This window comes from Streptacidiphilus rugosus AM-16 (assembly GCF_000744655.1).
Taxonomy (GTDB): domain Bacteria; phylum Actinomycetota; class Actinomycetes; order Streptomycetales; family Streptomycetaceae; genus Streptacidiphilus; species Streptacidiphilus rugosus.
Genome location: NZ_JQMJ01000004.1, coordinates 3,393,094 through 3,402,176, shown reverse-complemented (window position 1 = coordinate 3,402,176; position 9,083 = coordinate 3,393,094). Strand labels below are relative to the sequence as shown.

General features: G+C 69.5%; 12 protein-coding genes. All 12 read left to right on the top strand.

Annotated features, from left to right (window positions below; all coding sequences use genetic code 11):
- The first annotated feature begins 93 nt into the window (after positions 1-93).
- The 12 genes from rfbB (at position 94) to rpsS (ending at position 9,037) form a co-directional block, all read left to right on the top strand.
- Positions 94-1,074, top strand: coding sequence for a dTDP-glucose 4,6-dehydratase (gene rfbB / locus BS83_RS24325; protein ID WP_037605726.1), 981 nt, complete (start codon positions 94-96; stop codon positions 1,072-1,074).
- Between the two features lie 29 nt (positions 1,075-1,103).
- A complete protein-coding gene (gene rfbD, locus BS83_RS24320) occupies positions 1,104-1,982 on the top strand; it encodes a dTDP-4-dehydrorhamnose reductase (RefSeq protein ID WP_051945538.1) in 879 nt (292 codons plus the stop codon).
- Positions 1,979-3,349 (top strand): lipopolysaccharide biosynthesis protein, encoded by a 1,371-nt coding sequence (locus tag BS83_RS24315; RefSeq protein WP_157597297.1) that lies wholly within the window; start codon positions 1,979-1,981, stop codon positions 3,347-3,349. The genes rfbD and BS83_RS24315 overlap by 4 nt, the downstream gene beginning before the upstream one ends.
- A gap of 45 nt (positions 3,350-3,394) precedes the next feature.
- Positions 3,395-3,787, top strand: coding sequence for a DUF2304 domain-containing protein (locus BS83_RS24310; RefSeq protein ID WP_037609764.1), 393 nt, complete (start codon positions 3,395-3,397; stop codon positions 3,785-3,787).
- On the top strand, positions 3,787-4,548 hold the full coding sequence (locus BS83_RS24305; RefSeq protein ID WP_051943805.1) for a glycosyltransferase family 2 protein: 762 nt from the start codon (positions 3,787-3,789) through the stop codon (positions 4,546-4,548). The genes BS83_RS24310 and BS83_RS24305 overlap by 1 nt, the downstream gene beginning before the upstream one ends.
- Complete coding sequence (locus BS83_RS24300) at positions 4,545-5,471, top strand: glycosyltransferase family 2 protein (protein WP_051943803.1); 927 nt, start codon at positions 4,545-4,547, stop codon at positions 5,469-5,471. The genes BS83_RS24305 and BS83_RS24300 overlap by 4 nt, the downstream gene beginning before the upstream one ends.
- A gap of 423 nt (positions 5,472-5,894) precedes the next feature.
- Positions 5,895-6,203, top strand: a complete 309-nt coding sequence (gene rpsJ / locus BS83_RS24295; protein ID WP_020549238.1) for a 30S ribosomal protein S10 — start codon at positions 5,895-5,897, stop codon at positions 6,201-6,203.
- Between the two features lie 16 nt (positions 6,204-6,219).
- Positions 6,220-6,864: a 50S ribosomal protein L3 gene (gene rplC / locus BS83_RS24290; RefSeq protein ID WP_037605724.1), complete on the top strand. Its 645-nt coding sequence runs from the start codon at positions 6,220-6,222 to the stop codon at positions 6,862-6,864.
- A 4-nt stretch (positions 6,865-6,868) separates the two neighbouring features.
- Positions 6,869-7,546, top strand: a complete 678-nt coding sequence (rplD, locus tag BS83_RS24285; RefSeq protein WP_037605723.1) for a 50S ribosomal protein L4 — start codon at positions 6,869-6,871, stop codon at positions 7,544-7,546.
- Positions 7,546-7,866, top strand: coding sequence for a 50S ribosomal protein L23 (rplW, locus tag BS83_RS24280; protein WP_037605722.1), 321 nt, complete (start codon positions 7,546-7,548; stop codon positions 7,864-7,866). Before rplD ends, rplW begins: the two co-directional genes overlap by 1 nt.
- Positions 7,867-7,907: 41 nt before the next feature.
- Positions 7,908-8,744 carry a 50S ribosomal protein L2 gene (gene rplB, locus BS83_RS24275; protein ID WP_037605720.1) on the top strand — a complete coding sequence of 279 codons (837 nt, stop codon included), beginning with the start codon at positions 7,908-7,910 and terminating at the stop codon, positions 8,742-8,744.
- An 11-nt stretch (positions 8,745-8,755) separates the two neighbouring features.
- Positions 8,756-9,037: a 30S ribosomal protein S19 gene (rpsS, locus tag BS83_RS24270; protein ID WP_037605718.1), complete on the top strand. Its 282-nt coding sequence runs from the start codon at positions 8,756-8,758 to the stop codon at positions 9,035-9,037.
- Positions 9,038-9,083 lie beyond the last annotated feature (46 nt).

Sequence of the window (9,083 nt, the reverse complement as noted above, 5' to 3'; positions counted from 1 at the left end):
CTAGGGCCTCCGTTCTTACCCCCGCCGGACGAGCCCCGGGGCCCGCCCCGGGCACCGGTGGGGCGGCATTCGTGCGGATATGCTGGCCGCACTATGCGCATTCTTGTCACCGGCGGTGCCGGGTTCATCGGCTCCGAGTTCGTCCGCCAGCTGCTCTCGACCCCCACGCCGCTGCAGGGGGCCAAGGTCACGGTGTTCGACAAGCTCACCTACTCCGGCGTGCTGGCCAACCTGGACCCGGTGGCGGATCACCCCGACTACACCTTCGTCCGGGGCGACATCTGCGACGCCGAGGCCGTGGACGCGGCGATGGCCGGCCACGACGCGGTCGTGCACTTCGCGGCGGAGTCCCACGTGGACCGCTCGATCGCCGGCGCGGGCCCGTTCGTGACCACGAACGTGCTCGGCACCCAGGTGCTGCTCGACGCGGCCCGCAAGCACGGTGTCGGCCGCTTCCTGCACGTCTCCACGGACGAGGTCTACGGCTCCATCTCCGAGGGCTCCTGGACGGAGGAGTGGCCGCTCGCGCCGAACTCCCCGTACTCGGCCTCGAAGGCGGGCTCCGACCTGCTGGCGCTGGCATACCACCGGACCCACGGCATGGACGTGGTGGTGACCAGGTGCTCCAACAACTACGGGCACTACCAGTTCCCGGAGAAGGTCATCCCGCTCTTCACCACCAACCTGATCGACGGCAAGAAGGTCCCGCTGTACGGCGAGGGCGGCAACATCCGCGACTGGCTGCACGTCTCCGACCACTGCCGCGGCATCGCGCTGGCGCTGGCCAAGGGCCGCGCGGGCGAGGTGTACAACATCGGCGGCGGCACCGAGATCACCAACAAGGAGCTCACCGGCCTGCTGCTGCAGGCCGCGGGCGCCGACTGGGACATGGTCGAGCGGGTGGCCGACCGCAAGGGCCACGACCTGCGCTACTCGCTGGACATCACCAAGATCAGCAACGAGCTGGGCTACACCCCGCAGGTCACCTTCGAGCAGGGCCTGGCCGACACCATCGCCTGGTACCGCGAGAACCGCGCCTGGTGGGAGCCGCTGAAGGCGCAGGCCGCGCTGTGACCAGCTGGCTGGTCACCGGGGCCCGGGGCATGCTCGGGCAGGACGTGCTGGCGGCGCTCGCCGGCGAGCAGGTCACCGCGCTGGGCCGGGCCGACCTCGACGTCACCGACCCCGGGGCGGTCCGCGCGGCCGTCGCCGGACACGACGTCGTGGTCAACTGCGCCGCCTGGACGGACGTCGACGGCGCCGAGACCGCGGAGGCCGAGGCCACCGCGGTCAACGGCACGGCCGTCCGGCACCTCGCCGCGGCCTGCGCCGAGTCCGGCGCGGTGCTGCTGCACGTCTCGACGGACTACGTGCTGCCCGGCGACGCCACCGAGCCCTGCCCCGAGGACGCCCCGGTCGGCCCGGTCAACGCCTACGGCCGCAGCAAGCTGGTCGGCGAGCAGGCGGTCGCCGAGCTCCTTCCCGGTTCCGGTTACGTGGTCCGCACGGCCTGGCTCTACGGCGAGCACGGTCCGAACTTCGTCGCCACCATGCTGAAGCTGGCCGCCCAGCGGGACACCCTGGCCGTCGTCGACGACCAGCACGGGCAGCCCACCTGGACCGCCGACCTCGCCGAGCGCCTGGTCGCCCTCGGCCGCGCGGCCCTCGCCGGCACGGCGCCCGCGGGGGTCTACCACGGCACCGGATCCGGGCGGACCACCTGGTGCGGGCTCGCCCGCGCCGTCTTCGAGCTGGCCGGACTCGACCCGCAGCGGGTCGGCGCCACCACCTCGGACGCCTTCCCCCGCCCCGCCGTGCGCCCGGCCTTCAGCGTGCTCGGCCACGACCGCTGGGCCGCCGCAGGCTTCGAGCCGCTGCCGCAGTGGCAGCAGAGCCTCGCCGAGGCGCTCAAGCGTCCGGCCTTCGCCGAGCTCGTCACCGCGGCCGGCGCCCGTGCGGACGCGGGCGGCGACAGCGGATGAACGACGGGCGAGGGCAGAAGTCCGGTGACGGTCCGCTCGCCAGGTTGATGCGGGTCATTCCGCCGGGGACCCACCTGGTCATCGGCGGAACAGTGGTCCTCGGCGCGGCCTCCTACATCCAGATCGCCATCGCGGGCCACGCGCTCGGGACGGACCCGCGCGCCGCGGTCTCCGAGCTCTGGTCGCTGGTGATGACCCTCAGCCTCGGCCTCTTCTTCCCGGTCGAGCAGGAGCTCACCCGCGTCGTCGCCGCCCGCGTGGTGCGCGGCGAGGGCGTGGCTCCCGTGCTGCGGCGCGCGGCGCTGCTGACGGCCGGACTGCTGGTGCTCCTCTGCGGCGGACTGGCCGCTTTCGCCCACCCCCTGGCGGAACGCTTCTTCGGCGGCGACGTCGGCCTGGTGTGGGCCTTCGGCGGCTCGCTGATCGGCATGGGCCTGGTCTACCTGACCCGCGGCGTCCTGGCCGGGCTCGGCCTGTTCGACTCCTACGGCCGTTCGCTGGCCTACGACGGCGCGTTCCGTATCGTGCTGGCGCTCGGGCTCTACCTCGCCGGGGTGCACGAGGCGATCGCCTACGCCCTGGTCCTGGCGGCGGCGCCGTTCCTGGCCATGCTGCTCACGCTGCGGCCCACGCTGCGCGGCTGCCACGACGGACCGCCGATGGCCTGGCCCGAGCTGCTGCAGAACATGACGATGATGATGGGCGCCTCGGTGCTGGCCCAGATCGTCGTCAACGCCCCGGTCATCACCCTGGCCCTGCTCGCACCCGTCTCCGATCCCGGCCACGCGTACGGGAACCTCACCTTCGCGGTGCTCACCGCGGGCGTGCTCTGCCGGATCCCGCTGTTCATCTTCGGCTCGCTGCAGCCGACGCTGATGACGGGCCTCTCCACGGCGGCCACGGCGGGGGACCGGCAGGCCTTCCGGAAGATGCTGGTGCGCACCGGCGGCGTCATCGGCGCGCTGGGCCTGCTCGGCGGGATCCCTTCGGTGCTCCTCGGGGCGTGGCTGATCCGCGTCTTCTTCAAGGCACCGGATGTTCTCCATTTTCTTGACTTCTTTTGGTTTGCAGCCGGAACGATGTGCTACATGCTGGCGCTGATCCTCGGCCAGGCACTGATGGCCATGGACCGACACCGTCTGCAGTTGCTCGGCTGGGCGCTGGGAACCGCCGCGCTCGTCGGCGCGACCTTCGTCGAAGGAGCGGTCTCCACCCGCGTGGAGTTCGCGTACTTCACCGGTTCGGCCGTAACCGCGGCTGTGCTTCTGGTGCTGTTGTGGCGGGTCTCCGGGCGCTGGAACGAGGCCCCGGAGGCGGCCGGACGGGTGGGAGAGCCCAGTCCGACCGTGAGTCGTGCCTCGCAGTGAGCCAGTAGGATTTCACCAGCCCTCTCCTTGAAAGGCACCCTCGTCGTGCAACTCTCCGTCCTCACCTCGATCACCAGCGTGCTGGTGCTCGGGTGCATCCTGGAGCTGCTGCGCCGCCAGCAGCTGAGGGAGAAGTACGCCGCGATCTGGCTCACGATCGGCATCGTGGTCGCACCGATCGGGTTCTTCCCCTCCCTGCTCGACGGTGTGGCCCACCATCTGGGTGTGGCCAGCGGGGCGAGCCTCGTGCTCTTCGCCGGTTTCATCCTGGTCCTGCTCGTCTGCCTGCACCTCAGCTGGGAGGCCAGCCGGCTGGAGGAGGAGACGCGCACGCTCTCCGAGGACATCGCCCTGGTCCGCACGCAGCTGGACCAGCAGGCCGCGGACATCGCCGAACTGCGCGACGCGCTGGAGCCGAAGCGGGAGGTCCGGGCGTGATGGACGACAAGCGGATCCTGCTCATACTGCCTGCCTGGAACGAGTCCGAGGGGCTGCCCTCGATACTGAAGGAGATCCAGGAGAAGCTCCCCGGAGTCGACACCCTGGTCGTCGACGACGGTTCGGAGGACTCCACCGCTCTCGTCGCCGCCGCGGCGGGCGCCACCGCGGTCGCCCGGCTCCCCTACAACCTGGGCGTCGGCGGCGCGATGCGGCTCGGTTACCGCTACGCCTACGAGCACGACTACGACGTCGCCATCCAGTGCGACTCCGACGGTCAGCACGACCCCGGGTACGTCCCCAGCCTGGTCCGCGCGCTGGAGTCGGCGGACATGGTCATCGGCGCGCGCTTCGCCGGCGAGGGCTCCTACCACGTGCGCGGACCGCGCTCGTGGGCCATGAAGCTGCTCTCCACGGTGCTGTCGCGGGTCGCCAAGACCCGGCTGACGGACACCACCTCGGGCTTCAAGGCCTGCAACCGCCAGATGATCGCGTTCTTCGCGAACTGGTACCCGGTCGAGTACCTGGGCGACACCATCGAGACCCTGGTCGGCGCGGTCCGCTGCGGATTCGTGGTCCGCCAGATCCCGGTCGCGATGCGCGAGCGCACCACCGGCACGCCGAGCGCCTCGCCGCTCAAGGCGACGGTCTACCTGGTCCGGGCCGGCTTCGTGCTGCTGCTGGCGATGATCCGCCGCATGCCCGAGGTCCCCGACCTGGAGAAGCAGTCCGCGCAGCTGGCGGGTGCGACCGCCAAATGACGTTCCCCAGCTCCGCCGCGGGGTCCGAGCCGCGCTTCGACGTCCTGCTGCCGTACTACGGCGATGTCACCCAGATGCAGGACGCGGTCCGCAGCGTCCTCGCCCAGTCGGGTGACGACTGGCGGCTCACCGTGGTCGACGACGGCCAGGAGCCCTCGGTCCCCGGCTGGTTCGAGGCGCTCGGCGATCCGCGGGTGCGCTACTTCAGGAACGAGCGCAACCTCGGCGTCACCGGGAACTTCAACCGCTGCCTGGAACTGGCGACGGCGGAGTACCTGGTGATGATGGGCTGCGACGACCTGATGCACCCCAACTACCTCACGGTGGTGCGCCGGGCCGTGGACGCCAACCCCGGCGTGGGCATGGTCCAGCCGGGCGTCAAGGTGATCGACGGCGCGGGCCGGGAGACCGACACGCTCGCCGACTCGGTCAAGCGCAGGCTCTACGCCCCCAAGAACCCCGGCCCCTCGGTGCTCGGCGGCGAGGAGCTGGCGGCCGGCCTGCTGCGCGGCAACTGGCTCTACTTCCCCTCGATCTGCTGGCGCTCCGACGCCGTCAAGCCGATCGGCTTCCGGGCGGACCTGGGCGTGATCCAGGACCTGGCCCTGGTGATGGACCTGCTGGTGGCGGGGGAGCGGCTGGCCCTGGAGCCCGAGGTCTGCTTCAGCTACCGCCGGCACGCCGAGAGCGAGTCCTCGGCCAAGGCCTTCACCGGCGCGCGTTTCGCCGAGGCCCGGCGCTTCTTCCTGGAGACCGCCGACCGGGTCGAGGCCCTCGGCTGGACCCAGGCGGCCAAGGCCGCCCGGCACCACTTCTCCACCCGGCTGCACGCGCTGACGCTGGTTCCGACGGCGCTCCGCCTCGGCCACCGGGACGGCGCGCGTACGCTGACGGGCTTCGCGCTGGGTCCGGCGCGCCGCTGAGTGCTTGACAGCGGCCGCCTCCGACCTGCCCGAATTGGCGTCCTCGCTGTCCGGTATGGCACACTGGCCAAGTTGCTCGGTTGAGCGCCGCTGTTGCGCGCCTCCGCTGCGCTCCGGCCCCTGGGGCCGGTGGTCGCTTGGAGGACCGAAAGCGAGTCCCACAGTACTCGTCGTGCCTGTGATGGCCGTTTGCCTGTGATCCACCTTGCGTGGACGAGGCGCGGCAGCTGCAGCGCGAAAGTACGGGAATCTTTCGGGAAGCGTGGTCAGCGGTGCCGATCCGGTGTTTCGGCCAAGGCTTTTTTACGAAGGCCAGTGCGACACGCCCGACCGCGTGGGTCGGAGAAACACCACTCAGGACTCCACCCGGAGCTCCTGGGCTGCAGAGGCAACTGTCGACAAACGAAGGACTACGAAGTAGCCATGGCGGGACAGAAGATCCGCATCCGGCTCAAGGCCTACGACCACGAGGTCATCGACTCCTCGGCGAAGAAGATCGTCGAGACGGTGACGCGTACTGGTGCGCAGGTCGCGGGCCCGGTGCCGCTGCCCACTGAGAAGAACGTGTACTGCGTCATCCGCTCGCCGCACAAGTACAAGGACTCGCGCGAGCACTTCGAGATGCGCACGCACAAGCGCCTGATCGACATCCTCGACCCGACGCCCAAGACCGTTGACTCTCTGATGCGACTCGACCTCCCGGCCGGTGTCGACATCGAGATCAAGCTCTGAGGGGCGTGAGCTGAAGATGGCTAAGCAGATCAAGGGCATCCTGGGCGAGAAGCTCGGCATGACGCAGGTCTGGGACGAGAACAACCGCATCGTCCCGGTGACCGTCGTCAAGGCCGGCCCGAACGTCGTCACCCAGGTCCACACCGCCGATGGCACCGGCTACGACGCCGTGCAGATCGGCTTCGGCGACATCGACCCGCGCAAGGTGAACAAGCCCCTCGCGGGTCACTTCGCCAAGGCCGGCGTGACCCCGCGCCGCCACCTGGTCGAGCTGCGCACGACCGACGCCTCCGAGTACACCCTGGGCCAGGAGATCACCGCTGAGGTGTTCGAGGCCGGTATCAAGGTCGACGTGACCGGTACCAGCAAGGGCAAGGGCTTCGCCGGTGTCATGAAGCGTCACAACTTCAAGGGTCTCGGCGCCGGCCACGGCGTCCAGCGCAAGCACCGCTCTCCCGGCTCGATCGGTGGCTGCGCCACCCCGGGTCGCGTGTTCAAGGGCGTGCGCATGGCCGGTCGCATGGGCCACGAGCGTGTCACCACGCAGAACCTGACCATCCACGCCGTTGACGCGGAGAAGGGTCTGCTGCTCATCAAGGGCGCGGTCCCCGGTCCGAACGGCGGCCTCGTCCTGGTCCGCACTGCGGCGAAGGGGGCCTGAATCAATGAGCACCATCAACGTTCTCTCCCCCGCGGGTGAGACCGTCGGCACCGTCGAGCTGCCGGCTGAGATCTTCGACGCGCGCGTCAGCGTTCCGCTGCTGCACCAGGTCGTCGTGGCTCAGCTCGCCGCCGCTCGTCAGGGCACGCACAAGGCGAAGAGCCGTGGCGAGGTCCGTGGTGGCGGCAAGAAGCCGTACCGCCAGAAGGGCACCGGCCGCGCCCGTCAGGGCTCGACCCGTGCGCCGCAGTTCGCCGGTGGTGGCGTCGTGCACGGTCCCGTGCCGCGTGACTACTCGCAGCGGACGCCCAAGAAGATGAAGGCCGCCGCTCTGCGTGGCGCCCTGACCGACCGGGCCCGCAACGCTCGCATCCACGTCGTCACCGGCGTGACCGCGACCGAGGCGCCGTCCACCAAGGCTGCCCGCACGCTGCTCGGCAAGATCAGCGAGCGCAAGAACGTGCTGCTGGTCGTCGAGCGCGACGACGAGCTCTCGATTCTGAGCGCCCGCAACCTGCCGACCGTGCACATCCTGGACGCCGGCCAGCTGAACACCTACGACGTGCTCGTCTCCGACGACGTGGTCTTCACCCAGGCTGCTTTCGAGCGTCTCGTGGCCGGTCCGGTCGCGTCCGCCAAGGCTGTCGCCGCTGAGGGCGAGCTCGATGGGAGCGCCGCCTGATGAGCGAGATCACCAGCAAGACGTTCACGGACCCCCGTGACGTCCTGGTCAAGCCGGTCATCTCGGAGAAGAGCTACGCGCTCCTCGACGAGAACAAGTACACGTTCATCGTGTCGCCGGACGCCAACAAGACGCAGATCAAGCAAGCCGTCGAGGCGGTCTTCTCGGTCAAGGTCGCTGACGTCAACACGATCAACCGCAAGGGCAAGCGCAAGCGCTCCCGCACCGGTTTCGGCAAGCGCAAGGACACCAAGCGCGCCATCGTGACGCTGGCAGAGGGCAACCGCATCGACATCTTCGGGAACGCCCCGGCCGCCTGAGGGCGGCGGGTATCCCGTAACGGTTAAGGACAGAAGAAGCCATGGGCATCCGCAAGTACAAGCCGACAACGCCGGGCCGTCGCGGCTCCAGCGTTGCCGACTTTGTCGAGATCACGCGGTCCGAGCCGGAGAAGTCGCTGGTCCGCCCGCTGCACAGCAAGGGCGGTCGTAACAACACCGGTCGTGTGACTGTTCGCCACCAGGGTGGCGGCCACAAGCGCGCGTACCGTGTCATCGACTTCCGTCGTCACGACAAGGACGGCGTCCCGGCCAAGGTCGCTCACATCGAGTACGACCCGAACCGCACCGCGCGCATCGCGCTGCTGCACTACGCAGACGGCGAGAAGCGCTACATCATCGCTCCGGCCAAGCTCGGCCAGGGCGACCGGGTTGAGAACGGCCCCACGGCCGACATCAAGCCGGGCAACAACCTCCCGCTCCGGAACATCCCGGTCGGTACGGTCATCCACGCCATCGAGCTCCGTCCCGGTGGCGGCGCGAAGATCGCCCGTTCCGCGGGCTCCTCGGTGCAGCTGCTGGCGAAGGAGGGCGTCTACGCCCACCTGCGCATGCCGTCCGGCGAGGTCCGCCTCGTGGACGCGCGCTGCCGCGCGACTGTTGGAGAGGTCGGCAACGCCGAGCAGTCCAACATCAACTGGGGCAAGGCCGGCCGTATGCGCTGGAAGGGCGTCCGCCCGACCGTGCGTGGTGTCGCCATGAACCCGATCGACCACCCGCACGGTGGTGGTGAGGGCAAGACCTCCGGTGGTCGCCACCCGGTTTCGCCGTGGGGTCAGAAGGAGGGTCGTACTCGCAAGCCGAAGAAGGCCAGCGACAAGATGATCGTCCGCCGCCGCAAGACGAACAAGAAGCGCTAGGAGCAGTCTCGATGCCGCGCAGTCTCAAGAAGGGGCCCTTCGTCGACGACCACCTCATGAAGAAGGTGGATGTCCAGAACGAGGCCGGTACCCAGAACGTCATCAAGACCTGGTCCCGTCGCTCCATGATCGTCCCGGCGATGCTCGGGCACACCCTCGCGGTGCACGACGGCCGCAAGCACGTCCCGGTGTTCGTCACCGAGTCGATGGTCGGCCACAAGCTCGGTGAGTTCGCGCCGACCCGCACGTTCAAGGGTCACGTCAAGGACGACCGCAAGTCCAAGCGTCGCTGACCTGCGAAGCGAAGACACGATGACAATCACCATCAAGGGGACAACC

What these genes read in the sequence shown, in the direction of transcription:
- rfbB (WP_037605726.1), top strand. Translation starts at nt 94, where the DNA reads ATGCGCATTCTTGTCACCGGCGGTGCCGGGTTCATCGGCTCCGAGTTC.
- rfbD (WP_051945538.1), top strand. Translation starts at nt 1,104, where the DNA reads ATGCTCGGGCAGGACGTGCTGGCGGCGCTCGCCGGCGAGCAGGTCACC.
- BS83_RS24315 (WP_157597297.1), top strand. Translation starts at nt 1,979, where the DNA reads ATGAACGACGGGCGAGGGCAGAAGTCCGGTGACGGTCCGCTCGCCAGG.
- BS83_RS24305 (WP_051943805.1), top strand. Translation starts at nt 3,787, where the DNA reads ATGGACGACAAGCGGATCCTGCTCATACTGCCTGCCTGGAACGAGTCC.
- BS83_RS24300 (WP_051943803.1), top strand. Translation starts at nt 4,545, where the DNA reads ATGACGTTCCCCAGCTCCGCCGCGGGGTCCGAGCCGCGCTTCGACGTC.
- rpsJ (WP_020549238.1), top strand. Translation starts at nt 5,895, where the DNA reads ATGGCGGGACAGAAGATCCGCATCCGGCTCAAGGCCTACGACCACGAG.
- rplC (WP_037605724.1), top strand. Translation starts at nt 6,220, where the DNA reads ATGGCTAAGCAGATCAAGGGCATCCTGGGCGAGAAGCTCGGCATGACG.
- rplD (WP_037605723.1), top strand. Translation starts at nt 6,869, where the DNA reads ATGAGCACCATCAACGTTCTCTCCCCCGCGGGTGAGACCGTCGGCACC.
- rplW (WP_037605722.1), top strand. Translation starts at nt 7,546, where the DNA reads ATGAGCGAGATCACCAGCAAGACGTTCACGGACCCCCGTGACGTCCTG.
- rplB (WP_037605720.1), top strand. Translation starts at nt 7,908, where the DNA reads ATGGGCATCCGCAAGTACAAGCCGACAACGCCGGGCCGTCGCGGCTCC.
- rpsS (WP_037605718.1), top strand. Translation starts at nt 8,756, where the DNA reads ATGCCGCGCAGTCTCAAGAAGGGGCCCTTCGTCGACGACCACCTCATG.